Source organism: Erysipelothrix aquatica, assembly GCF_009828825.1.
Lineage (GTDB): Bacteria > Bacillota_I > Bacilli_A > Erysipelotrichales > Erysipelotrichaceae > Erysipelothrix > Erysipelothrix aquatica_A.
In genome coordinates, this window is the sequence record NZ_WTTA01000004.1 from 105,459 (window position 1) to 130,832 (window position 25,374).

General features: G+C 38.4%; 22 protein-coding genes. All 22 read right to left on the bottom strand.

Annotation, left to right across the window (positions count from 1 at the left end):
* The 22 genes from glgP to GVV22_RS08985 all read right to left on the bottom strand — a co-directional run bounded on the left by glgP (position 1) and on the right by GVV22_RS08985 (position 25,045).
* Entirely contained in the window at positions 1 to 2,241 is a 2,241-nt protein-coding gene (gene glgP / locus GVV22_RS08880) for a glycogen/starch/alpha-glucan family phosphorylase (protein ID WP_159649765.1), read from the bottom strand.
* A 60-nt stretch (positions 2,242 to 2,301) separates the two neighbouring features.
* Positions 2,302 to 3,291, bottom strand: coding sequence for a LacI family DNA-binding transcriptional regulator (locus tag GVV22_RS08885; RefSeq protein ID WP_159649766.1), 990 nt, complete (start codon positions 3,289 to 3,291; stop codon positions 2,302 to 2,304).
* Positions 3,292 to 3,385: 94 nt separating this feature from the next.
* The gene (locus GVV22_RS08890) at positions 3,386 to 4,870 is read right to left on the bottom strand and encodes an alpha-amylase family glycosyl hydrolase (RefSeq protein ID WP_159649767.1); all 1,485 of its coding nucleotides are present in this window, start codon (positions 4,868 to 4,870) and stop codon (positions 3,386 to 3,388) included.
* Positions 4,870 to 5,724: a sugar ABC transporter permease gene (locus GVV22_RS08895; protein WP_201287531.1), complete on the bottom strand. Its 855-nt coding sequence runs from the start codon at positions 5,722 to 5,724 to the stop codon at positions 4,870 to 4,872. Before GVV22_RS08895 ends, GVV22_RS08890 begins: the two co-directional genes overlap by 1 nt.
* Positions 5,721 to 7,076: a carbohydrate ABC transporter permease gene (locus GVV22_RS08900; RefSeq protein WP_159649768.1), complete on the bottom strand. Its 1,356-nt coding sequence runs from the start codon at positions 7,074 to 7,076 to the stop codon at positions 5,721 to 5,723. The genes GVV22_RS08895 and GVV22_RS08900 overlap by 4 nt, the downstream gene beginning before the upstream one ends.
* Before the next feature lie 44 nt (positions 7,077 to 7,120).
* Positions 7,121 to 8,317 (bottom strand): extracellular solute-binding protein, encoded by a 1,197-nt coding sequence (locus GVV22_RS08905; RefSeq protein ID WP_159649769.1) that lies wholly within the window; start codon positions 8,315 to 8,317, stop codon positions 7,121 to 7,123.
* Between the two features lie 94 nt (positions 8,318 to 8,411).
* Positions 8,412 to 10,166, bottom strand: a complete 1,755-nt coding sequence (locus GVV22_RS08910) for a hypothetical protein (RefSeq protein WP_159649770.1) — start codon at positions 10,164 to 10,166, stop codon at positions 8,412 to 8,414.
* Positions 10,150 to 11,562, bottom strand: coding sequence for an alpha-amylase (locus tag GVV22_RS08915; RefSeq protein WP_159649771.1), 1,413 nt, complete (start codon positions 11,560 to 11,562; stop codon positions 10,150 to 10,152). Before GVV22_RS08915 ends, GVV22_RS08910 begins: the two co-directional genes overlap by 17 nt.
* A gap of 132 nt (positions 11,563 to 11,694) precedes the next feature.
* Positions 11,695 to 12,912 (bottom strand): bifunctional folylpolyglutamate synthase/dihydrofolate synthase, encoded by a 1,218-nt coding sequence (locus tag GVV22_RS08920; protein WP_159649772.1) that lies wholly within the window; start codon positions 12,910 to 12,912, stop codon positions 11,695 to 11,697.
* On the bottom strand, positions 12,905 to 13,570 hold the full coding sequence (gene ung, locus GVV22_RS08925; protein WP_328603018.1) for a uracil-DNA glycosylase: 666 nt from the start codon (positions 13,568 to 13,570) through the stop codon (positions 12,905 to 12,907). The genes GVV22_RS08920 and ung overlap by 8 nt, the downstream gene beginning before the upstream one ends.
* Before the next feature lie 12 nt (positions 13,571 to 13,582).
* Positions 13,583 to 15,157 (bottom strand): ABC transporter substrate-binding protein, encoded by a 1,575-nt coding sequence (locus GVV22_RS08930; RefSeq protein WP_159649774.1) that lies wholly within the window; start codon positions 15,155 to 15,157, stop codon positions 13,583 to 13,585.
* A complete protein-coding gene (fni, locus tag GVV22_RS08935) occupies positions 15,144 to 16,163 on the bottom strand; it encodes a type 2 isopentenyl-diphosphate Delta-isomerase (RefSeq protein ID WP_236261945.1) in 1,020 nt (339 codons plus the stop codon). Before fni ends, GVV22_RS08930 begins: the two co-directional genes overlap by 14 nt.
* Positions 16,156 to 17,172 carry a phosphomevalonate kinase gene (locus tag GVV22_RS08940; protein ID WP_268890722.1) on the bottom strand — a complete coding sequence of 339 codons (1,017 nt, stop codon included), beginning with the start codon at positions 17,170 to 17,172 and terminating at the stop codon, positions 16,156 to 16,158. The genes fni and GVV22_RS08940 overlap by 8 nt, the downstream gene beginning before the upstream one ends.
* A complete protein-coding gene (gene mvaD / locus GVV22_RS08945; protein ID WP_159649776.1) occupies positions 17,169 to 18,110 on the bottom strand; it encodes a diphosphomevalonate decarboxylase in 942 nt (313 codons plus the stop codon). The genes GVV22_RS08940 and mvaD overlap by 4 nt, the downstream gene beginning before the upstream one ends.
* 1 nt (position 18,111) lies before the next feature.
* Positions 18,112 to 19,050: a mevalonate kinase gene (gene mvk, locus GVV22_RS08950; RefSeq protein ID WP_159649777.1), complete on the bottom strand. Its 939-nt coding sequence runs from the start codon at positions 19,048 to 19,050 to the stop codon at positions 18,112 to 18,114.
* A 112-nt stretch (positions 19,051 to 19,162) separates the two neighbouring features.
* Positions 19,163 to 19,699: a transcription termination/antitermination protein NusG gene (gene nusG, locus GVV22_RS08955; RefSeq protein WP_159637702.1), complete on the bottom strand. Its 537-nt coding sequence runs from the start codon at positions 19,697 to 19,699 to the stop codon at positions 19,163 to 19,165.
* 6 nt (positions 19,700 to 19,705) lie between these two features.
* Positions 19,706 to 19,888: a preprotein translocase subunit SecE gene (gene secE / locus GVV22_RS08960; protein WP_159637704.1), complete on the bottom strand. Its 183-nt coding sequence runs from the start codon at positions 19,886 to 19,888 to the stop codon at positions 19,706 to 19,708.
* A 12-nt stretch (positions 19,889 to 19,900) separates the two neighbouring features.
* On the bottom strand, positions 19,901 to 20,059 hold the full coding sequence (rpmG, locus tag GVV22_RS08965) for a 50S ribosomal protein L33 (protein WP_159637706.1): 159 nt from the start codon (positions 20,057 to 20,059) through the stop codon (positions 19,901 to 19,903).
* A gap of 271 nt (positions 20,060 to 20,330) precedes the next feature.
* On the bottom strand, positions 20,331 to 21,659 hold the full coding sequence (locus GVV22_RS08970; protein ID WP_159649778.1) for a UPF0236 family transposase-like protein: 1,329 nt from the start codon (positions 21,657 to 21,659) through the stop codon (positions 20,331 to 20,333).
* Positions 21,660 to 23,065: 1,406 nt separating this feature from the next.
* A complete protein-coding gene (locus GVV22_RS08975; RefSeq protein WP_159649779.1) occupies positions 23,066 to 23,449 on the bottom strand; it encodes a hypothetical protein in 384 nt (127 codons plus the stop codon).
* A 463-nt stretch (positions 23,450 to 23,912) separates the two neighbouring features.
* Positions 23,913 to 24,125: a hypothetical protein gene (locus GVV22_RS08980; protein ID WP_159649780.1), complete on the bottom strand. Its 213-nt coding sequence runs from the start codon at positions 24,123 to 24,125 to the stop codon at positions 23,913 to 23,915.
* Entirely contained in the window at positions 24,125 to 25,045 is a 921-nt protein-coding gene (locus GVV22_RS08985) for a replication-relaxation family protein (RefSeq protein ID WP_159649781.1), read from the bottom strand. The genes GVV22_RS08980 and GVV22_RS08985 overlap by 1 nt, the downstream gene beginning before the upstream one ends.
* Positions 25,046 to 25,374 lie beyond the last annotated feature (329 nt).

A 25,374-nucleotide genomic window follows, 5' to 3' on the forward strand; every position in this document is an offset into this window, starting at 1 on the left:
CTATACCTTCCAAATATCACGATTGTATTCCGCAATCGTACGGTCGCTTGAGAAGAAACCTGCGCGTGCAATATTAATTAATGTCTTCTTAGCCCAGGTCATGCGGTCTTCATAGTCCGCAATCATAGTGTTTTTAGTTGCAATGTATGCTTCAAGGTCAATCAAAGTCATGAACCAGTCTTTACTAATTAGTTCGTGATGCAAGCGATCAAGATTTTCTTTTGTTCCACTTGCAAGCATTAATGGTCCATTGATAAAATCAACGGCCTGTTTAATTTGAGGGCTCTTTTCATAATAGTCTCTTGATACGTAATCAGCTTTCGCATAGTGTTCGATAATTGTATCACTGGATTCACCAAAGATATAAATATTTTCATCGCCTACAAGCTCGCTGATTTCAACGTTAGCACCATCCATAGTTCCCAATGTTAAAGCGCCATTCAACATAAATTTCATATTTCCTGTTCCACTTGCTTCTTTAGATGCGAGCGAAATTTGCTCAGAGATATCACATGCAGGAATCAACATTTCGGCTTTTGATACATTGTAGTTTTCCACAAAGACAATTTGTAAGTATTGACTTACGAGTTCGTCATCCGCAATCACTTTGGATAGAGTGAGTAGTGCATGAATAATATCCTTAGCGATAGTATAAGCAGGTGCGGCTTTCGAACCAAAGAACATTGTAAGTGGACGTGTTGGAACATATCCTGCCTTAATTTCATGATACATGTGAATTGCGTAGAGTAAATTCATTTGTTGGCGTTTGTATTCATGAAGACGTTTAATTTGAATATCGAAAATAGCATCCGCATTAACGCTAATACCTTCCGTTTTTTCGATATATGCTGCAAGGTCTTCTTTCTTCGTATGTTTGATTGCTAATAATTCTTGAAGGCTTGCTTCATCATCCACAAAACGCTCTAACTTCAGTAATTCCATAGCATCTTGTTTAAACCCATCACCAATACGTGTTTCGATAAATTCAGTTAGTGGTCGGTTGGTATGTTGGAGCCAACGACGGAATGTAATTCCATTAGTCTTATTATTAAAACGGTCAGGATACATATCATAGAACGGTTTGAGTTCACTGCTTTTTAAGATTTCTGTATGTAGGGCCGCAACGCCATTCGTTGATTTACTGAAATGGATTGCGAGTGACGCCATATGTACACGTCCTTCGTGATCAATAACTGCAGTACGAGCATCATTGCTTCGAGCTGCCGCAAGATCTTGAAGTTGATGTAATAATGGCACTAAACTTGCGTCAACTGCTTCAAAGTATGCGAGTGGCCATTTTTCAAGTGCTTCTGCCAAAATTGTATGATTGGTGTACGCACAGGTGTTTGAAATAATTTCAACGGCACGATCAAATGCGATACCATCTGCCAACAAGGCTTTTAAAAGTAATACGATGACCATCGATGGGTGTGTATCGTTAATTTGAATGGTTGCATAAGAATCTAAACGGTCAAGATGGTCCTTGTGTTCTTCTAAGATCCACGCAAGTCCCCCCGAAACCATAAAATACTGTTGTGCAAAGCGAAGACGTAAACCTTCTTCGGTTGAGTCATCTGGATATAAGAATAATGTTAAGTTCTTGTCGACAGCACGCTGATCAAAACGAATTCCTTCTGTAATGATTGAATCATCAATTGACTCAAGATCGAATAAACGAAGCGGTGCTTTTTCACCGTTGAATCCGAGTACGTCAATTTCATACATACGACCCGTTACTGCGACATCGCCAATTTGAACGGGCACTGTAAAATCAGTCTTACGTAACCAACCTGGTTTGTCCAACCACGTATCTTTTTCTTCAGCTTGAAGACGATTCCGGAATACTTGTCGAAACAGACCGTAGTGGTAGACTAAACCGAGCCCTTGGCCATTCAGTCCTAATGTTGCGATTGAATCCATAAAGCAAGCTGCAAGTCGTCCTAATCCACCATTTCCTAGTGATGGTTCTGGTTCATAATCTTCAACTTCAGAAATATCGCGACCATTCGCAGCTAACACATCGCGAACTTCGTCATAGATGCCTAAATTCATTAAATTATTGGATAATAGTTTTCCAATTAGAAACTCTGCCGACATGTAGTAAACGCTGCGTTCGCCCGTCACAGCTGGTACTTTAGCAATACGATTTTGTACAATTTCTAGCACAGCTTCGTATAATTTATCGACCGACACAGTACGCATATCCGTATCTAAAATATGTTCTAATTCTTGTTTTATCATGGGTTTCCTCCGAAAACGTTTTCTAAAAGATGTTAATAATGAGGGCTTTCGCCCTAGTTATTACATGATGACATCATCGTATGATATCGTAGTCAGTTCATAGTCCATTAAGATTTCCTCAGATGGGTTTCCTTGGAGTAAGTGGCTCACTGCATTCATCGCATTTACCGATACCTGGTAGAAATCTTGACGTACCGTATCAATTTTATAGTTAATATACCCTAATAGTGTAATCCCGTCAAATCCGCAAACTGGGCGGAATTCTTCGATTTCCTTCAGTCCATGTACAGCCCCAATGGCAGTAAGATCTGAAGCACAGATCACAAGATCTGATTTTAGTGCGTGTTGTTTCGCTAATTCACGTGCCCGTTTCTCACTAAAGTTTGCATACTGCGCATTCATGGTGACACCCAACTCATCGCAAGCATTCACAACGCCTTGCATCCTTAAGTCTGTAACATAACCATCACGACGTCCAGCCAAATACAAAATACGTTTCGCTTTATGACGTTTAATCATTTTGACTGCAATATCGTATTGGGCCTTTTCATGATCAACCATGACATAACTGGTTCGTGGACCAATGATTGGTGCATCAACCACAACACTTGGGAACACATCCATATCTATCAATTCTTTGTACGAGACAGCTTCTTTCGATAATCCATAGTAGATAACTGCACTCACTCGAAGTGAATTAAAATGCTGAAGAATTTCTTTCGCATTCTTTCCTTCAAGAAGATTAGAAAAGACAGGTATTACTTCAATTTTAAGTTCTTTGGAATGATTCATCGCCCCGAAGAGATACTGCATATTAATTTCATCAATTGCTTGGCGGTGGTTGTTGATGAAGATGACCAACGCCACCCTTTTACCTTGCTTAGATGATAAGGCAGATGCAATGGAGTTTGGCACATAGTTGAGTTCTTCAACTGCTGCAAGTACTTTTGCACGTGTTGCATCACTAATATTATTGTAGTTGTTTAAAACTTTTGAAACAGTTGAAACTCCTACGCCTGCTTTTTTAGCGACATCATTTATACTGGCCATGTGTTGCCTCCCTTACACTGCTTAATTATAGCATTCTAACTGTAAATACGTGGAAAATCACGTTTTTTTCAGCAAGTATCACATATCTTTTGTTTTATTTGTCTCTAACGATAATACTACTCATACCTTCGATTTGCAATCCATCTGATGATGCTTTTGCAGATCCTTGAATGGTATCTAGGATGGAATACGACCCTGGCAGTGTTTGTGATTCCTGCGATAAATTATGAATAACCGTAATATCGTCATGTTTCATGACGTATAATGCTGCACTGGATGTCACCGCAGTGGGTGAGCTCGTAACCAGTTGCGGATACTTGTTCCGAATTTTAATTGCGTGTGCATAATGATTAAGTAACGATGCTTTGTCCTTTTCTTGATCAGCAACTGATGAATCAAAAGGTACTGTGTAGTCCGCATTTTGTGGTGCTTTCGTTTGACCCGTTGCATCTTTTTGAGACCAGACCATGGGCAAACGTTTGTTCTCATCAACACCGCTTCCCTTCATCCCAATCTCTTCTCCGTAATAAACAAACGGATTTCCTGGCATCATCAAGTATAATGATGCAGCCATTTTTTGCTGATCGACATCATTAAAGTATGTTGCGGATCGACCCTGATCATGATTCGATAAAAAGGGCGCATCTAAAGCATTTTCATTATTAGCTTTAATTGCTTGATTATATTCTGCAACAAACTGTGCAAGTGATTGACCGTCACCTTTTTTCACACTCTTTGCAATCATACCGTTTGCTTGACTAAGTCCAAAATTAAAGAAAGAGTCAATATTTGATGCATACATATCCGTTACAATAGCATTCGGAATCCATGCTTCTGCAACGATGTATGCATCTTTTGTATGTGTTTTCACTTCAGTATTGAGCCAATCTAAAAATTCATTGTTACGTGCTACATCATCAGCATAGTAATGACTGGTTGCATCAAGGCGAAAGCCTTTAACACCCATGTCGAGCCAAAATGATACGATATCCGAGATTTCTCGGCGTACTTCTGAACTATCCAAATTTAAATCTGGCATATGTTCAGAGAACACAGATTCATACCAGATACCCGGTGCATATTCACGGTACCCCGTTTGCCACGTATCACTGAAATTATAGTAATCACAGTATTTGTTTGTATCACATGTGTTGGTCTGTTTCGCAGCAACTGCCTGGGTAAACCATGGATGTTCAATAGATGTATGATTGAGTACCAAATCGAGAATCAAGGTCATATTACGAGATTCCATCGCGATTAATAAATTTTTCATTGATTCCATATCCCCATACTGAGGATCAATTGTCTTATAATCGGTGACATCGTATTTGTGATATGACGGTGAGGGCATAACTGGCATGAACCATATATTTGAAATCCCCAATGTCTCTTGAATATATGGTAGTTTCTCACGAACACCATCAAGATCACCCATACCGTCACCATTACTGTCATAATACGATGCAACAAATATTTCGTAATAGACTGAAGGTACTTCAGGATGGACATACGATGTCTGTGACGATGCACATCCTGAAATCATTAAGACTAAGATTAGAAGTAAACTCAATTTTTTCATTATCCTTTAACAGAGCCTCCGGTAACACCTGTTACATAGTATTTTTGCATAAAGATAAAGAGAATTGTAATTGGAATCGCAATCAATACCGCTGCCGCACAGAAGCGCGTAAAGTATTGATAGATATTCTCACGTTTCAACATCTCAAAGAGTCCAAGAGCAACTGTATAGTTATTGTAGTTGTCACGCATGATAAAACTTACAAAAATAAAATCGACCCATGGTGCTAAGAATGATGTTAAGACTGTATAGACAATAATTGGTTTGGAAAGTGGTAATGTAATTTTCCAGAAAATATCGTTACGGGTAGCACCATCAATAATCGCTGATTCATCGATAGCCTTTGGAATCGTATCAAAGAATCCTTTTGAGATATAGTAACCCATCGCTGCTCCACCTGAATAAACAAGTACAAGTGCCGCTAGTGATTGGTCCAACCCAATTGCTTTGATGAGATAGTAAATTGCGATCATCGCCATAAAACCAGGGAACATCCCAATAACTAATACCACATTCATCATGGGTTTACGCAATTTGAAGCGTAATCGAGAAAATGCATACGATGTTGCGAGCGTAATAACAGTCGAAATCGCACAGGTAAAGATCGCAACAATCAACGTGTTCATAAACCAACGTGGAAAGTTAAATAATGTTGTATCTGTAAACAGACGCGTATAGTTATCGAATGTCCATGTTTTCGGAATAATATAACTTGTAAATGCTCCGCCTTCTCCACGGAACGATGTCATGACAACCCATGCTACTGGTAGTAACCAGATAAAGCTCAGAATTGTTAGGACAGTATGGCCTGCCGCACTTGTTGCACGGCGTTTTGCTTTTATACCTCGGATCATTGGAAATCACTCTCCTTCGATGTAACCCTTCTAAAGACTACTAATGATAATACTGCACTGATAATGAAGATAATAATACCGACCGTTGACGCAAGTGCGTAGTTTTTATCTGTAAGCGTTAGCTTATAGAGCCACGTTACTAAGAGGTCAGTTTCACCAGCTTGGTAGTAGTTCAAGGATAATGGACCACCACCTGTTAATAGATAAATTAAGTTAAAGTTATTGAGGTTACCAATGAACTGTGTAATAAGATAGGGTGTCGTAACACTTAACATGTACGGTAACGTAATACTAAAGAATTGGCGGACCGGTCCGGCACCATCAATTCGTGCACTTTCGTACATATCTTGCGGAATGTTCATTAGGATTCCAGATGTTATTAACATTGTATAAGGAACCCCAACCCATAAGTTAACTACAATAACCGTTATCTTGGCCAGTGTACCGTTCGTTAAGAAGCGAATCGGTTCGTTGATGATACCCCAGTTCTGAAGCAAGACATTAACAGGACCAAGATCGTGTAAAAGTTGACTCATTATCATTAGACTTACAAATTGCGGAATCGCAATCGAGACAATAAAAATTGTTCGCCAGAATTTTTTAATTTTAATGCCTTTGGCGTTGATAAGCATCGCTAACAGCATTCCAAAGATATAGTTCAAGAATGTTGCAAAGATTGCCCAAATAAAGGTCCATTTCAATAATGCAAAGAATGTTCCAGAAATGATTTTATTATTATAGAGCATATCCGTAAAGTTTTTGATTCCAACCCATCCGAAGATATTACCTGGAGGTTGGTGATTTTTATCAAAGTTCGTAAATGCAATTAAAATCATAAAAATTAGCGGTGCAATTGTGAATGCGAAAGTCAAAATTGTTGGTAATGCTAAAATTGTAATGTGGAAGCGTTCGTTAAGAAGTGTTTTAAGTTCTTCTTTGAATGTTGGTAAAGGGTGCCCTTCTTCAATCATTTTTTGATTGTTAATTGCACCTTTAACACTAGTAAAGTAAATCAGTAAGAATCCTAAAATGATAAAGATACAAAATACTCCAAATAGAAGCATAAGCATCGAGTTATCACCCTCAGTATAAATATAAATCCCCAATGCTTCGTCAAAGACTTTTCCTTGGACATTAGTTCCTAATGTCACGAGTCCTGAAAGCTGGTTTACACCATATCGTAGCATATACAACACAAATAAGATTTGTGCCGATAGGTACAGGTATCCTTTTATAAATTGCTTTCTTAAGAAGGCCCCCGAACCCATGATAAAGTATGCGCATCGTGTGGCTGTATCACCCTTACCAAATCCGTTGATATACCTTTTAAACGGTAGAGTTAGTTTCTCCATTTCACGTTCTCCTTAATAAATAAAGGGGCTTACGCCCCTAATTGTTACTCTATTACACCTTCTTGAATTTGTTTGACCATTTGATCTAAGAGTTCTTGCATAGGTGCAGGATTCTTATCTTCAAGTGCAAGGCCGAATGCTTCAGATGGTGTCCAGTAGTTTGAAAGGACACTCTTTTGACTGTGTGCGAATTGTGCTTGTTCTGCTAAAGCGCTTAATGCAACGTTAGCTTGAACTGCTTCACTTTCTGCAGCTTTAATGTTTGATGGTCCAAGTTTCAATGTGTTGAAACGTTCTAATTGACTTTCTTCATTGGTTAAAAAGTCTGCTAAAGCCATTGCTTCAACTGGATGTTTTGTTTTTGTTTTAACACCCATGAGTTTGTAGCCACCGAAGCTTGCCATTTGAACGTCTTCACCACCAATGTTGAATGTTGGCAGTTTTGTCGCTGCATAGTTATCACCCAATGTCTTTTCCATTGATTCTGCAACCCATGTTCCTGATACACCAGCTGCAATTGTGTCACCCATACCTGCTTGTAAGACTGTATCATCACCCGTTAAGAATGCTGGTGAAGCTGTAAATGAGCGCATATATTCTCCAACTTGAAGTCCACGTGCGTTGTTGAAGTCTGTGACTTGTTTGCCATTTTCAACAGCAAGTTTTCCACCAGCTCCTAAGAAGAATGATGCATTATACCAGCCATTTGAAACATCCATGAAGATTTTCTTATTTTTCGCTTCAGCAACTTTGATCATTGAATCCAATGACTTAACATCTTCTTCTGTAAAGACATTTTTGTCATAGTACATGAAGTATCCATTATCTGCAGTCATTGGGTAAGCATAAAGTTTACCATCGATTGTTGCTGCATCGACTGATCCGGGAACATTGTCTTTAACAATACGTTCTTTGTCTTTAGTGATTTCATATAATGCACCTGCTTCAACCAAGTCTGTGATTTGGTCATTAGCAAATGCGAAGACATCTGCTGCAGCTTCGATATCTTGTGTTACATAATCACGTGCGTCAGGTTCTCCAACAACACCTAATTCAATCTTGTATGTCTTGTCCGGGTTTAGTTCTTTAAACTTCTCAATGCGTTTTGATAGGAACTCTTGAGAATCTTGGGAACCCCATACTTTCAGATTAATTGTTTCGGATGCTGGCTTGCCTGATGAACATCCTGCTAGTGCTAGTGATACCATAAGTACCGTCATAACTTTAACAAATCGTTTCACTACTTCTTCCTCCTCACGATTTAGGAAATCGTTTTCTTAAACCTATTATAGCAAGACTTTTGCATTTGTAAAGGGGGAAATGTATACGTTTACATTATTCGTCTATGAAGATAACATTATTGGGTGTCACAGATATCGCTCCATGAGTACCTTTGAACACAATTTCATCGCCTACAAAATTTATAGAATAATTTTTGTTTTTTGTTCTAAATTCAATGAATCGCTTCACATTTTCATGATAATCACGATATGTCTTCACAAAAGACCAATCAATCCGATTGACCGCATCTGATAAATTATAGGAGTTATGATTTTGTTGTTTATTTCGGAAGAAACTTTGACCGATTTGCATGAAAGGAACACCCTTCGATAAAATCACCAATGCATTTAAGACATCGATTGCTTCAACCTGTTTATGATTTAAAACGACTTTATCCGCAAGTGCATAATTATCGTGACATTCAATGTAATTAATACTTAAAGCAGCATCAGCAAAAAGATTACCACTCCCCAGAATACTTTCTTTAATAAGCGGTGTTAGCCCTGTATCTACATACCCTAAATTACGAGCATCAGTATCGCCGCCTACAAGATTACGGAATTGATCATTAAAATGGCCGATACCTGGCAAGCTCGCAGTATTTTCCATACTCGCTTTAAGACTATCAGGGAGTCCTGATGCCATATGCCATCCTTCTCCGTATAACGCTGTATTCGGAATGGCTTCTTGAATTGCGAGCATGGTGTCGATGTCCATTATGCCCATCAAATCAAAACGGTAACCATCAATTCTAAATGTCTCAACATAATAGCGACATGCATCGACGATCATTTTTCGAACCATAGGACGCTCTGAGGCAACCTCATTTCCGCAGAATGTTCCATTATAAAGTTCAAAGACATTGTCGTAACGGAAGTAATAGTATGGGACCGTTTGATGAAACGCTGATGGTGCGACTTCATAGACATGATTAAAAACAACGTCAACATTAACTCCTATACCGTGTTTGTGATAACCATTCACCAATGTGGAAAACTCGGAAATGACACGAAGTGGATCATTGGGATCGGTACTGTATGATCCTTCCAATACCATATACTGCATTGGATCATAGCCCCAGTTATAGTTTTCCAAAGGATTGAGTTCGTCAATACTTCCGAAATCATTGATTGGCATTAACTGAATATGGCTGACTCCCATATCGAGGATATGTTGCATCCCATAGTCGCCATAAGACTCCAGCATGCCAAGGAACTTACCACGATACTTAAATGCAACATTCGGGTCCATTGAAAAATCACGAACCTGAGTTTCCAAAATGACCCCTGAGCGAGACTCAATTGGATTCGTTTCAAGATGCATTTGATTAAAATCAACCACTACACTGGCAGAACCATTCGGCATCGATGCTTTTGCGTAAATATCTGTCGTGATATTGACGTCCCCGTTGACATGCACTTCATAGTTATAAATTATCCCATGAAGATTTTGTGCAATCGTGTGCGTATAAACACCGTTATCTTTGCGGTGCATTAAAATACGGGCATTATCTATGCGTAGGTATACTGCAATTGCCGTTGGAGCAAAAACACTAAAAGTCGTTTCATCTGCTTCAACGTAACTACCTAAGCGCTCATGCGTCGCATCAAAGGTAGTATCAAACCAAGCCGTATGTACAATACCACGGTAGATAATTGGGTATACCGTACCGAATTGATCCGTCACAACATGATCAACTCCCAATTCTAAATTAGGTACGATTCCATTTTCAATGAGAACACCGTGATAATATAAATTAATGGGTTCACGCCATGTTAATTTTCCAAGTGTATCATAAAATACTTTCATGATAATTCTCCTTTGTAATATAGACACTGCATACTTTAGCAGCAACCGGGAACAAACCAATTCCCTTCTCATTGATCGTTACCACACCTTCAGTGTGTTCCATTAAATCAACAAATTCTTTACCTGCATGTTGCTTTCCAACATACATTTTTTTAATACTATTATAGCGGTTGCTCATAACGACCGCACCAGGAAAGTCGCCATCAAAACTCCAGCCAATAACATGAGTATCATCAATCATGTCGAACTGTTTACCATTCAGTTGATGCGATACGCGCATCATGCGTGCCAATTTGGGAAGATGCATTTTATAATCAGGATAAAATACACACGGTACACCTTCTGTACGCAGTAGAATCAATGCATACGCATGATAACGAAACCAATGTTTGACATACGACTCCAACGATTGACCCACTTGTGTATCGTGATTGTCCACAAATGTAACCGCATATTCGGGTTGTGTTGCAACGAGTGTGCCGTTGAATATTTTTCGTAAATCATAGTTATCCCCTAAAAAACTCGCAATATGAAAGTTAAAGTGTAACGGGACATCAAACAATGACATACTATACTGTGTTTCTTGAAGATAGTTATGAAGCGCTCGCAAATCAGGGCTCCAATATTCACCGACTGCATACTTCGGTGCTTCAGACTGCATTTCCTGAAGCCACTCATAATAAAAGTCAAAATCAATATGCTTAACAGCATCAATTCGATAGCCATCCAAACCAAACCGCTTGGTATACCAGTGACCCCAATCTTTTAAATGGTGGCGCACTTCAGGATTCGACACATCAATATCTGCACCCATAAGGTAGTCATAATTTCCAAGCTCAACATCGATGTTTTCTGACCAAGACTTACCATCAAAAAGATAGATTTCAGATGTCTTCGAACGATGATCAAAGTCGACTGCTTTAAAATGGTGCTTGTTCCATTTAAAATCTGAATACATATTATTACGATTATCGAAATTAAAAACCGTCCATGCTTCAATCTCTGTTTGGTGCTTCATATTTAAGCGATTGGTTGCATGTGATACCGTTGCATTCACACGCTCAACACCATCAGCACCCATTTTATGATTTAAGACAATATCTGCATAGACTTTAATCTTCTGCGCTTGCAGTGCTTTGATTGCTTGCTCATATTCTGAACATGTTCCATACTTGGTCCGAACCGTGTTCTTTTGATTAAATTCACCAAGATCGTATAAATCATAGACTCCATACCCAACATCATGGATTCCATTTTTAGCTTTATATGCTGGTGGCAACCAAGATTCCGTAATTCCATCTTGCGCATACTGATAAGCATCCCGTGCAATTTCTGCCCATAGATTCGTTTCTGGTTTCATATACCACTCAAAGTTTTGTAATAAAATACGTTTCATGCAAACCTCCGGGGAAAACGTTTTCCTCATGTTCATTATATACAACGCGTAAAAAATTGCAACCAAGAAGGTGTTGAATAAACAGACAAAAACATTATCGATTCCATTTTTGCCATTAGAACGAAAAAAAGGTCATTCCTTGACCTTTTTCATTAAATACTCGCGTGCTTCAGAAATAAAATAGAGTGAACCCGTTACAATGATGCTCCCTGTTCCTTGATTCTCAAGGGCTGTATCAATCGCTTGCGTGTAGGGTGTCATTGTTTGGACATTTTGATTTTCTGCAAGTTCTTTTGCTCGTGCAGCACGGAAAAAATCAAACTCTGTCACAATCACTGTATCAAATGCTTCCGTAAGTTGATGCACCATATTCCCATATTCTTTATCTTTAAGTGCTGCGAAAACGGCAACATGTGGACGTGGTAAAATTTCAGCACTTTGAACCAAACGATCAATTCCCATTTCATTGTGTGCACCATCAACGTAGACATTGGGTAATACTTCTTCAAAACGTCCTGCCCATGATGCAAGACGGACACCTCGTTGAAAGACATCGGCTGCTAATTCCGGAATTATGAACCGAACGATTGACGCCGCTAACGCAGCATTACCGACTTGATAACTACCCTGATTCGTAAGTGTATACGCAACATTTTCATGTTCAAAATAATAGGACTTGTCAACTCGCTTGTAACGAGGAATGCATAATTGTTTCAATTTTCCATGGTGGTCGTGCACCGTATTAATCATCACATCCAAAGCTTCGCGATCTTGAATTGTTGTTACAAGCTGTACTCCCTCTTTGATAATACCCGCCTTTTCATGCGCAATCGCTGCAATCGTGTCACCTAATATTCCTTGGTGATCTAAACCAATGTTCGTAATGGCACATATCTCTGGATTAATTACATTGGTTGCATCCAAACGACCGCCTAAACCTACTTCATAGATAACATAATCAACACCTGCATCTAAAAAATAGAGAATTGAAATCAACATATCAATTTCAAACATGCTTAGGTGATGTTCATCCCATAGAGGATATGTTTGATTGATATAGTTTAAAAAGATATCATCCGCAATTGGCACATTATTGATGCGAATTCGATCATTGTGAACAATGAGATGCGGTGATGTAAATGTTCCCACACGAAACCCAGCTTCTTGCAAGATTGAGCGTGTGTAGTTTGTAGTTGATCCTTTCCCATTGGTTCCTCCAATATGAATGGTCTGCAGTTGGTCTTGAGGATTGCCCATACTTTTTAAAAGTTTTCTAAAGTGATCGATGCCGTATGTTTGGTTCTTACGTTGCATCAATGCATCTAAAGCTATATGAATATCGTTATACATTGAGACTCCAATCAATTGGCGTTTCGCCAAGTTCTTCTAAATGATGATTTATGGTTGAGAAAGGGCGCGATCCATTAAATCCGCGATAGGCACCCAACGGTGAAGGATGACTGCTTTCAACAAAAATATGATGCTTTTTTATCAGTGCTTTTTTCTCTTGTGCCTTCTTACCCCACAAGACGAAAACAATTGGTTTATCTTGATTTCCAAGCGTTGCGATAACGGTATCCGTAAATGTCTCCCATCCTTTTTTTTGATGAGACAACGGTTGACTTTCCTCTACCGTCAAAATTGTATTAAGCATGAAGACCCCTTGTTTTGCCCACGAGGATAAATCACCGTGTGTGTTAACGATTCCTAAATCTCGTTCTAATTCTTTATATATATTGATGAGACTTTTCGGAAGTGGGATATTTTTATGTACTGAAAAACTAAGACCCATTGCCTGCCCTGGTTGATGGTAAGGGTCTTGTCCTAAAATCACGACCTTTACGTCATCCCGCGGGGTATCATCAAATGCAGCAAAAACATCTTGTTCGGGCGGGTAGACTGGGACTTCCAGGCGGCGCTCACGAACAAATTGCGCCAATGAAATAAAGTAAGGTTTTTCAAATTCTTCTTGAAGTAGTTCTTGCCAAGTACTCATAGACACCTCCATTAAAAAAGAAGCTTACGCTTCTTTTAGTATATCATTTTTCGCAATCCATTCGTCAGCAAGCTTTTGAATTTCTTCTTGAGCTTTTTTGACATCTATTTTTCCATTATAAAGGTCACGCAAGGGTTGCATGATATCGACCTCTGAATACAACGTACGCGCGAGAACATTAGGATTGTTATCCAATGCCATGACAGGCGGAGTATCGCTAGTATTGTAAGCAAAAATACGTTCTTTCGTATGTCTGTCTCCAATATTCAATTCATCAATATATGTTTTATGATAGACCGGAATTTTTCCTGTTGATGTATTGTGAATTGAGACAGCTTCTGGCGAACGCAGAATTCGAATGACTTCTGCAGCAGCCGAAGGATATTGTACCTCTATTGAAACGACATAACCATCTGTCTCTGCCATCGGAGACAAACGGTGATCTTGATAGGATGGGAATGGTGCATAGACATATTTTTGCCCTGTGCTTTCCTCATATTGTGCGGCCATGTCAAAGTCGTTAATAATTGTGAAAAGAGCTCGGTTTTCATAGAACGCTTTTTCATACTGCCATGTTAACTCTTCAGCAACATTTCGTTTAACTGTAGGAACTACTGGTGCTTTCACATCAGAATCTCCATCTGTTGGTGTAGCTTGGTCTGTGTTCGTTTCAGTCGTGTTTTCAGAATCATTTAGTTTATCTGTAGTAGTGCTTGGTTTTTGAGCGTCTGATTCGCCATCTTTTGCATTTGCATGGTCATCTTGTTTTGCTTCTGCTGGAATTGGCGCATTGGGATCTGGGAAATCCTTAGCAACTGTTCGATCCCAAACGATATCTCCCATCGCATCAATGAGTTCTAGTCCTTCTCGAAACTCACGTGTATTAAATCCAGGATTGGATCCTTTTTTAGTGAAATTCAATGTCCAACGACCCGCCGTTAACATTGGATAAAAACTTTGTTGATCGGTGAAAGTCAAAGGAAAAATAACATCTACTTGTTCATTCAATGTTTTACTTTGATTCATGATTTTTGTCCATGAATCAAAAACATCTGGAAGTCCCGATGTATCACTGTCTTCGATATTATAGCCGAGTGATTTCATTAAGGTCTCATTGTATGCAAAAGTCGGACCTGAGATACTATTTTGGATAAAATAATAGCCCGTCAAGTTGATGGTATCCTGTATTTGAACAGGGATTTTCGATCCAACGATCGAGTCGAGTTTCCCTCCCATATCATGGAATTTATCAAGGAAGTACGCGGCATCATTCTGCTTTGTTACCAAGATATCTGTTTGAAATGGTTCATTCAATTGCTTTGCAGTTAGTGGGGCTGCAACTTCGTAGGTGATGGCATCAATATGATTAGGATGTGCCTCATTCCATGTCGCAACGACATATTCACCCAATGCTTCACTTTCGACTTGAATCTTTAATGTTGCATTTTCTTCGATCAAGAAGCGTTCTGTTTCTTTGTCATAACAAACCGATTGTCCATCTAAAGTACATCGGTTCGCAATCACAAAGTACGATGTTGCAAATAAAGCCACAACTAAAACAAGGACAATCCCTATTATTGTGGGTTTATTTTGTTTCATCGTACATCACCAATCTCTCTAATAGTTGTATTTTACGTTTACGCAATGCTGTTAAGTCTGAAGCACCAATCAGCACCATGAGTTTCTTTAAATCCTCAAGGAAAAGTTCGACTTCATCAAACATTGCTTCTGTTTCTAAGTGTGCTGCTTTGAGGAAGTATCCTGAAATACCAACACCATGCGCTCCCAATCGAAGCAGTTTCATGACATCCAAGGGATTCGTTACACCCCCTGAGGCTAACATCTGTGCTTGATGGTGATACGGCTGCGTCATAAGTAAGGATTCAACCGGTGTTAAACCCCAATCCGCAAGATAATCATAACGTTTTCGTTCAGAACGAGCATTTTCAATCATGATGAAATTGGTACCACCGCGACCACTTACATCAACATAGCGTACGCCGCGATCAAGCAATTGACGGACTGTTTCATCACTCATGCCAAAGCCAACCTCTTTTACGATTACTGGAACATCAACACTGCGAATAATTGCCTCAATATGATCCAACCAGTGTGCAAAGTCACGGTCACCTTCATCCATTGTAATTTCTTGCGCAATATTAATGTGGATACCCAAAGCATCCGCTTTAATCATTTGAATCGCACGGATTGCATCGTCGACCGATGCATTCGCATTAATATTACCAATAATAAATCCATCTGGGTTTGTTTCACGAACAATTGAAAAGCTTGGAATTTGTGATGCGTCATCCAGGGCAACATGCTGCGAACCAACGGCCATTGCAAGACCAAAATGCTTCGCAATCATTGCGAGTTTTTGATTAATTTCACGTGTTTTATCACTACCACCCGTCATCGCATTAATATAAACCGGATACTCAAAAGCATGGCCAAAATAATGGCTACTTAAGTCAACATCCGAAAAATTCATATTCGGTAAACTATTGTGGATAAAACGCACTAACTCAAAATCGTTTTTGAAACCGTTTTGTTGCAATGCATGTGCGACGTGATCGTCTTTTCGTTGGGATCGTATACTACTCATAATGTCTAAATACCTCTACATCTAATGATACAATATCATTTTTTTTCCATTCCATGTCTAATTTGATAATTTTTTCATAATTATGTGACTCGTAAATTGCGATTCCGCAGTCACCACCACCAGATCCAGAGATTTTCGCACCTAAGTTTAAGGTTTCTGCTTTTTCAATAAGAGATGTCAGTGCTACCGTTTCAATATCAAGTTGAGTCCATGATGCAACTGCTTGCATCCATTTGCGATAATAACGCATTGATGATCGAATACCTTCATAATTATTATCTTTCCAAGCTTTAATAAATGAATCAACACACGATTTAGAGCCCAACAATAATGCTCGGTACGTCAAAGGATCCTCATCAGCACGTCGAAAGTACGTTTTAAGATATGAGACTGTTCTATTGACGGACTGCGTCCAGCCAACATGAATATTAAAAATATCATCTTGCAACGGTTCAATCTTAAGAAGGGGCCATTCTAAATGGAGAATTTCTGATGAAGACTGATGAGTTTTCAGCCACTGGACATCATAGCGTTCATAGATAATAAGACCACCAAAGACCGCTGCAGCCAAATCACCACCTGAACTCAATTCATGCATCTCAAGTTGTGCTAGTACCGCCATCTTAAATAATTCTATTTTTGATGTCGAAATTTGGTAAAAATCAAGAACCGACGCAATTACCGCGACAATTACAACTCCTGATGAACCAAATCCATACTTCTGATGATAGACCGATTCTAACTCACTTTCAATGGTGAGGTGAAACGGTTCTTGAAGTGGATAAAATCGATTGACGGTACGTAATGCTGCAGACACATAACGCATACCTTCAGTATCAGTAAAGAGCGTGTTACCTGATAACCGACCATACTGGCTCACGATTGTAAATTCATTAGCCGCGCAAATTTTCGTATTAATTGTTTTATCAACAGCCATTACAACCGATGCAAATCCTGGTTCCATCACTGCATATTCGCCCATTAAGAACAATTTCCCAGGGAATCTCATAAAATAATAAGACCTGGCCCTGACTTACAAACAACTGTTGTAACTGATGATGGCAGTGCTTCTAAAATTGATTCTACATGAGCTGCAGTTGTCATAATTTTGACATTTGGTCCTGCGTCCATTGTAAAGTATGCAGGAATTGATTTTTGGAGTTGACGGACTCGATTCATAATATCTACCGTCATTGGTTCAAAATACCACATATTCACCGCCATTAAAGAAGCATGCATTTTCAATGCATTGGTCTGTGCAATTTCACCGACACGTTCAATATCATGATTTTTGACAGCTTCTTCAAGTTGTATAAGATCTGCTTCTGTTGATGCAACCCATGATTCATAATATGGTGAATCAGCCACGGTTGTGTTCATTGCATCCGTACTCGAAAAAAGTTTTATCTGATCATTTAAGATACAAACAATCATTCTAAAATCAGACCAGGGTTCCATGGCAATCGGTTCGGCAAAACTGTCTTCATCGGAAGTACCACGATTCCATCGTACGAAATCCCCATAAACCGATCGTGACGCACTTCCCGAGCCCAAACGAGCAAGTCTTGATATTTCTCCATCGTCGAGATTTAAGTCCAAAGTCGCAGCTTTAGCGAGCGCAGCAAAAGCTGATGCACTTGATGCGAGTCCTGCTTCTTTCGGTACATGATTTTCCGATATGATGCGAGCATACTCTTGAATACCGTATCGCTCACGAATTCGGTCCATAAACCAATAAACGCGTTGACTGGTTTTATCATCAACCCATTCTCCATCCAACATGAATTGGTCTTGCGTTAATGAAGCATCGTACTCAACCCGTGTTTCAGTATAAAATTGATCGAGTGTCAATGACAAACTTGAATTATGCGGAATTTTTAACGCATTGTCTTTTTTGCCCCAATACTTAATCAACGCAATGTTTGTATGTGCACGTACTGTTTTCATATTACACCATTTCCTTTAAGTGATATTGCCATGTTTGAACTGCTCCATGACCTGTTAAGACTGCTGAAATTTCCGAGGCAACTGTTAAATTAGGAGCAAGTGCAATCATGCATCCACCTTGACCACTACCCGTTAATTTAGCACCGACTGCACCTGCACGACGCGCTGCATTAACTAAAGTATCCAAAGTCGGGTCAGACACACCAAAGAGGCGCAATATCTCATGCGCACGGTTCATTGCTTCACCTACACTCGAAATATCATTGAGTTCAAGACCACGGACTGTTTTCATTGCTAGTTGTGTGAACTCATCCAAATAAGGTTTCATTTTTTCAGGTTCACTTTCCAGTTGGGTTCCAAAAGTAGCAACTGCTTCTTTTGTATTTCCTAATACACCTGTATCTGCAACAACCAAGTAACCATCCATGTTCATGGCAATTGAGTCCATGAGTTTATCCCGTTCAAATAACGTTGGTACACCACGTGTAATTGTATTTGCATCCAAGCCACTTGGATTAAGATGGTGAATTGACTCCGCTACCAAGACAAGTTCTTTCATAATATCTTCTGTAATTTTAATCTCAAAAGCATCGAACAATGCACGGACAATCGATACAGATACTGCTGCACTGGACCCGAGTCCTCGTGATGCTGGAAGCATTGAATTGATGTTGATATCGATATTGACATTTTCTTTATTTAAATATTTTAAAACAGCATGAATTAAGGTAGTTATTCCTTCTATCGATTCTGGTGCTGTATTCAATTCCCCTGTATAAAAGACACAATCTATGGTTGATTCTGATTGTGTTATTGTTACTGTTGTTTCAATTTTCGCAGCATAAAAAGGTAAAGCAATTGCTGGTTTACCATAAACGACAGCATGCTCACCAATCAAGATTATTTTTCCTGTTGCGATTCCGATTCCAATTTGATTCATATTTACCATCCGTATCTATTATACATCATTTTATTTACAAATAATCGCTTCACATAAATTCATGAAATTACATAAAGAAAACTCTCTAGCCCAGATGGTTAGAGAGTTAGTGTTAGATACGTTCAATATCTGTGTATGAAATTTCTGTAGGTGTTTCACGTCCAAAGAGAATTGTAAGAACCATCGCTGACTGTGAATCATCATTCATACTGTCAACTGTACCTTCGATTCCGGCAAACGGTCCGGATAAAATTCGAACTGTATCTCCAATTTCGAAATCTACGATAAGTTTTTGATCGCTCATACCCATACGTTGTAAGATTGATTCAATTTCTTCTGGTGAAACTGGGAACGGCTTCGCTCCACCACCTGATGATCCGATAAATCCTGTGACACCTGGTGTATTACGAACAACATACCATGCTTCATCAGTCATAATCATTTCAACGAAAAGGTATCCTGGGAAAAGATTACGCATCTTCTCTACTTTTTTACCATTTTTATATTCAATTTCTTTTTCTTCAGCAACAAGAATGCGGAATAATGAATCCTCAATTCCCATTGACTCAACTCGTCGTTCTAAATTTTCCTTAACACGGTTCTCATGACCAGCATAAGTATTAACGACATACCATTGTTTATCTTCCATAGTTTATTATCCACCAATTCCAAGTAATTTTAATGCTTCGATTGACACAATTTCTGTGAATAGGAAATAGACTACAAAGAAAAGAATAAATGAAATCGCAATAACCGTATTGCTTGAAAGTTCTTTTCGGCTTGGCCAATGGATTTTACGAATTTCTTCTTTAATTCCTGCAATTGTAAACCAACTCATAACTAAAACCTCCTATTTAGAATCGCGATGCAATGTATGTTTTCCGCATCGTTTGCAAAACTTTTTAATCTCTAAACGCTCGCTTGCGTTTGTATGATTTCGACTTGTTGAGTAGTTTCTTGAGAGACACTCCGTACAAATTAGAATCACTTTTTCTCTTTTGTTTGACATTATAAAAAAACCCACTTTCGTGCTCTATAACTTTATCATAATCGAAACTGAGTGTCAATTTGATACGTTATCTGATAGAGTCAATACTTTGTTACCATTTTCTTTATATTTTTGAAGAATTTAGTGCTAAAACACTGTATTTATGGCCATTATACCATTTATTTTTGCGTTCAATTAATTTTTCTAGAAATTTTTCACGTTTTTCCGAATTTCGGACACACTAAAAACAACACGTCCATTTACTCTTATTAAACTGTGTTCTATCTATGTATTAAGTTATGGATCCAGTAGCAATCGTTCGAAGAAATGTTCTGAACCCTGTATCAGTTGAATGATTGAATGCTGGTATATTCGAAGTTCTTCCTGAATAGGGTGATATTTCATAATTGTAATGATCTTCAATTTCACCATCTATCACAAACTTACTCTCTCCAGGTTTTCTAACTGGTGCCTCACGATACGTTTCGTAATCAATACCATTCAATTTATATTCTTGAAGCCTTACGTAATTGGGGAGTCTACTCTCTGATAGAGCCTTGGGTCTACTTGAGTATAGATCGGAAAGAAAATGAGACACATGACCTTCTGCAGAAGTACCAGGGTATCCATCGATGAGCCAATTATTACGACTCTCATTCCAAAAGTTCAAGATTTTCCTGAATTCACTACGACGATATTTTATACTTTTTTTGGTATAACGTTTGTCTGCGTTATCAATCCAATCTTCTACAAGTACTTTAAAATCATTTTTCATATCGTGCTCGATATAATTCAATGCTTTTGTTCGAAGTATCTCTCCCTTCTTGCCACCACCAAAGATACGCATCAGTGATTGCGTCAAGTGAAACAAATCATATACGAATTTTGTTTTATTACGAGGAAAGGTATTAAAGACTTGTTGAATCCATGATCCACCATCTCCTCCAACCACAAACTGATTACAATTTGGATATTTTAATGATAGGAAATCGAGAAGCTCTTCGGCTTTCGCATCAATATCTTCACCTTGCATAAATAAAATATAGTTTTTATCAATAAGCTTATTTCTTCCCTTGCACTCCTCAACGCAGTCAGTATATGAAACCATCATTCTGATTTGACTGTTTCTCTTACTGCTTTTCTGAGTCTTTACATGATCCTCGTCAGCTTGAATGAATATTCTATCTACTGTAAAATTTTGAGCGATTGATCGCCTTATCTCTTTCATACCCAAACGATTTAAGACATTATAGACAGTTTGCTTCGAGACACCGAGGGTCTTTGCTAAATATTCTATCTTTACATTACCATACGCATCATAAATATATGCTTCCACCTCTGCACTGATTCTTATACTCTTTGAAAGTTCATATTTATCATCAACCGGATAAAAACCATGACGGGTTTTGCAGTTGTAATAATAATTACGATAAATCGTGATGGGTCCATCTTTTAAAAGTAGCGTACGTTCTCGTTTCCCATAACATACATACCCTTGTTTACGCCACTTCTTATTTTTATAAAATTTCTTATCAATTCTGTCTGCTTCACGCTGTGCCTTTATTCGAAGATTCAGTGATTGTTTAGCACGAAACTTATTGAGCAAATAGTAATAATCCATTGTAACTAACCTCCTAGATTATTTTTCATTAATAAAGAAAGCATGACATCTATTATAGGTCACTTCTTAAGATCTATGGTGTTTATCTGCCTTATCAAGCTGAGCAAAGAATTCTCCTCTACTCTTATTACCCTTTTACTTTTTAATGAACAAGGATACGTTTGATGGCTACAACGGATAATACCGATTTTCCATCTTTTCCAGTTAAGTTCATTCGCGAAAAGATATTCGAGTTATATAAAATCATGTAAAAGTTTTGTGAAAACAAATACTTTCACTTGATAGTATGTCACGTTCAATTTATAATCGGGGTGTCTCTACAATTTGTATTTGTGTATCCTAATACAGACCTTCGTTAGAGCATTCCCAGATATATTTCCTCGTTACTTTTCAAAAGTTAACTCTCTGGGATCCCCCCCAACCACAACATTCGGCTCATACATGCCTCCTTTTGCGCATTATGAAAACCTATGTTGTGGTTTTTTGATGTCCAAATAGAAAAAGTGTGTCATTCTAGATATCGCGCCTTATAATCGAACAATTCAAAAAACGATCAAGAAACCGGATCATCGACCCTAAATAAAATACACAAAGTACATTTCTCATAGTTCTAAAGAAAATTATGTTCAGTATCACACCTTTCAGGCCACCGTCTGGCTTTCTTTTGCGTTCTTTCCAATTAACTTTTTTTGTGAGACTGGCTTCTTGCTTTGAAGCTTTTCTCATTTGTTTCATTGAAAAGACCGCTTACGGCCGTCATGATTCATGTTTGTAGCTTGGTTGAATACAAGGATTGCGAAGCAACTTGCACAGTCCTTGTGTGAAATCACAAACATGATAGCTGTTAGGACGAAACGGTATCAATAAACAAATGAGCTGAAAACTTGCAGCATGCACGTTTGTCTCGCGTTTTTTTCATATAGAATTGTCAGACAAGCGAATGAAAAAAGGTGATTGGTGAAAGCAATTAACTTTTTCGTTCGACTTGGCGTTAAGACAAGTCCTGGTGAAAAATAAATGAAGTCAACAAAGACCAGAGCACGGTTTGTGTGTCCTGGTCTAAGAGGAAGATTATTTTCAGACCACGTATTTTGCCCATAAAATAATACACTCTGATTGTTGACTTCATTTAAGCATCTCTTATTATTAAGTGTACTCTATTCAATATCTGTATTTGTCAATCCAAATTTGGCCCACTCTACAATCGGAAAATGCCCCACTATTGATAGTTCCTATTTGTATCCCAATTACGAACTTCCATTTGTTTGAAGCGTCTTATACCAATTTAGTGGTACAATCCATAAAAGATAAGGTGTCAAAGACCCTTATCAGTGTAACGGTTTTATGAATGAATCACGTTAAGAATTGGTATAAGGTGCGTGCGGCAAAAAATAAGGGCAATGCCCCTATTCTTCGTCATGATTATGATTACCCTTATACTCATTAAGCAGTGAAAGCATTTCGGGGTCACGCCCTGCATACTTTTCAAGTGTTTCAACCATTTTGATTTCTGAGATTTTGTTCTGCATTTTTGAAAGCAATACGGATTTCGCGACTTCTTCTTCTCGTTGCTCTAACCATGATTTTACGTTCACCGTATCAATGATGATTTCTGGCTCTTGATTTAACCGGATTGCTTTATAATGACTAATTGTTTCAACCACTACCGCGGTTACCGGCAAATCTTCATAACTTGCGATTACAATATAATCATCTTTTTTGAGTGATTTCTCACTTACGCATAATACTTCACGACCTGATTCAATTTCTCGTACAATATAATGTTTCATGTTCTGCTCCTTAGCCTAGTTACGGCTTAACTTAATTTCCTGTACAACTTCCATTTCAATCTCTACATTGCCACTTATCAATGCAAGGAATAATTCAAGTGGTATTTCAATCATTGGTATGTCTTTTTTCATAATTGCTCCCTTCTAGGTCTAATCTCTTACCCCTTAGCCACCCCATCCTTAACACAAAATCAAATGAGTGGTGCAAGACGTAACGGAGTAAATGAACGGTAGTCGCACAAGTGCGGGTGAAGTGTGAGCATAGCGAGCGGATCATTTATGAAGTGCAGCGTGAGAATAAAAAGATTACTGTGGGCTTCTGTAATCTTTTATGAATCTTGCACAACGAATGTTTGTGTTAATGTGGCGGTGGCACCTGATAGTATTTTTTGTGAAAGTACTGGTTTTGAAATATCCTGGATAAATAAAAAGTGGCCGCACATTATATGTGCAGCCACAATCCTTAATATATTTCCCATTTTCTACATAACGACACAATTTCAGATTGATCAACATCAAAGATATCCGCGATCACACCATCACTTAAATTATGAACATGAACCATAAGCACTAAAGTATCTCGAGTCAGCGTATTAAAGTTAATGGCCCGTGTTCCAGTCCAACGCTTCCATCGTGCAATGGTTTTGTGATATTGTTTGTCTAATTTTTTTGTCATTACTTCCGCCAAAATGGTTTCTTCTTCATGTTTTCTTCAAGAATACGACGTTCACGCTCAGCCATTTCTTTGGCTTCATGCTCCATTCGTTTCTCTTCTTCAAAGTAAGCTTCACGTTCTCGTTTCTGTTCATCAAAGATGAATTGTTGTTGGCGTTGATAACGCTCTGCATATTCTCTTAAATCAAAATCCATTGTTGCGACTTCAGTTAACAAAATGGCCCGAAGATGGCGATCAGTGATACGAAGCCGAATATAATCATTCAGTTTAAATTTTAAAGTACTGAAGCCATTCAGTATCCATAAATGGCCAAAGCCATCTTCTGTCATTGCAAATTTCTTAACATAGCGCTTGAACGTCTTCTGAGTATTTTCAACCTCGATATTTACTTTGAATTTTGGAATGCGTATATCCCCAATTCTCTTTGGATCATACCCAAGTTTTCGAAGCTCCCTATCGGTCTGAATATCATCAAGTTCAAGCTCTTTATTATTTGCTAAAATTGTATAACAAATTTCAGCTACAAGCAACTCATGAGATAGACTCGATTGGCTGAAATTTCGGATGACATAAGGACGTTCATGGTCCCCTGTTTTTTCATTCAAAACATTCATACCACGCTGTCTTAAAAAATAAATATACGGGGTTGTATTTCCATCGCGTTCTCGACCAATATATCGCTCTTCAGTTAATTGAATTAAACGTCGTTGAACATGTTTCAAATCAGTGTAATCAGAAAATTTCAATATCAATTCAGCATCGAGAACACGAAACTTATTAAGTAGTTTAAACAAATATTCATCTCTTCCAGTAATTTCAATTTTCATCACCAGGATCATCACTCCTTCTGTTTTTTTTAGAAATGGCACACGTTCCATTTCTACCATCAAACGATAAACGCTTTTCTTATCGTTTGCCATAAGCAGCATCGACCCTCCTTTTTCTTTCACCTTTAGTCGTTGCTGCTGGTTTGTCTTTTGTTTTGTTTTTTTATTTTATATTCTACCTCCGCCCCTCACACAATCCTTCTTAATTCTTCTTTATATTATTCAACTTCATCCACTCCCACCACCCGTTCATACATATACCATTAGGTATATTATGATTGTATGACTTTGTCAACGTTTCGCAGAAAGGTTGACAAAGTCATACAAAGGGCGGTAGGAGTGGGTGAAATGGTATTCTAGATTGTAATTATTGTGGTGGTCGGAAACCATCACAGAATTAGGGGGGCGAACCACCACTTACT